Origin of the sequence: Burkholderia sp. A2 (genome assembly GCF_001729305.1) — a bacterium.
Classification (GTDB): domain Bacteria; phylum Pseudomonadota; class Gammaproteobacteria; order Burkholderiales; family Burkholderiaceae; genus Burkholderia; species Burkholderia sola.
On record NZ_LZXX01000113.1, the window covers coordinates 1 to 975 of the forward strand.

General features: G+C 70.1%; 1 protein-coding gene and 1 pseudogene. Both read right to left on the reverse strand.

Annotated features, from left to right (window positions below; genetic code table 11):
• Positions 1-635, reverse strand: a 635-nt coding sequence (locus A9Z05_RS26010) for an aminotransferase class V-fold PLP-dependent enzyme (RefSeq protein ID WP_141723486.1), incomplete at its 3' end; no start/stop codon positions are given.
• A gap of 31 nt (positions 636-666) precedes the next feature.
• Positions 667-975 (reverse strand): annotated as a pseudogene (locus A9Z05_RS26015) (kynurenine formamidase); the annotation flags it as partial.

The following is a 975-nucleotide window of genomic DNA, read 5'->3' on the forward strand; positions in this document are numbered from 1 at the left end:
TCGACCGGCACCGCGCCGGCCGAGTGCGCGAGATCCCACAGCATCAGCGCGCCCGCGTCGTGCACGAGCTGCGTGACGGCCGGCATGTCGTGCATGTAGCCGGTGCGGTAGTTCACGTGCGTGATCATCGCGACGGCCGTGTCCGCGCCGAGCGCGCCGGGCAGGTCGGCCGGATCGTCGATCAGGCGGAGTTCGTAGCCGCCGCCGAGTTGCTCGATCAGTCCCTGCGCGATGTACAGGTCGGTCGGGAAGTTCGAGCGTTCCGACACGATCACGCGGCGCTCGGGCGCGCGCTCGGCCTGGTGGCGCAGCATCGCGGACAGCAGCTTGAACAGGTTGATCGAGATGGTGTCGGTCACGACCGTTTCGCCGGGCGCGCCGCCGATCAGCGTCGCGAGCTTGTCGCCGAGGCGGCGCGGCAGCGCGAACCAGCCGGCCGCGTTCCAGCTGCGGATCAGCCCTTCGCCCCATTCCGCGCCGATCACCTGCTGCGCGCGGGCGGCCGACGCGCGCGGCTGCGCGCCGAGCGAGTTGCCGTCGAGGTAGATCACGCCGTCGGGCAGCAAGAACTGGTCGCGCAGCGCGGCCAGCGGGTCGTCGCGGTCGAGCGCGAGCGCATCTTCACGGGTCTTGATCATCATGATGTGAGGTCGTGGGTCGGGGTAATCAGGCGGCGCATGCGGGCAGCGCACGCAGCACCGCGCGCACGGGGCTTGCGTCGAGCGTCGCGAATTTCAGCGGCAGCGCGATCAGTTCGTAATCGCCGGGCGGCACGTCGTCGAGCACGATGCCTTCGAGGATCGCCATCCGGTGCGCGCGCACGCGGTGATGCGCATCCATCGTCTTCGATTCCTGCGGGTCGAGCGACGGCGTATCGATGCCGATCAGCTTCACGCCGTGCGCGGCGAGCAGGTCGACGGTGTCGGGCGCGACCGCGCAGAAATTGCTGTCCCATTGCTCGACCGCGGCGCGCGC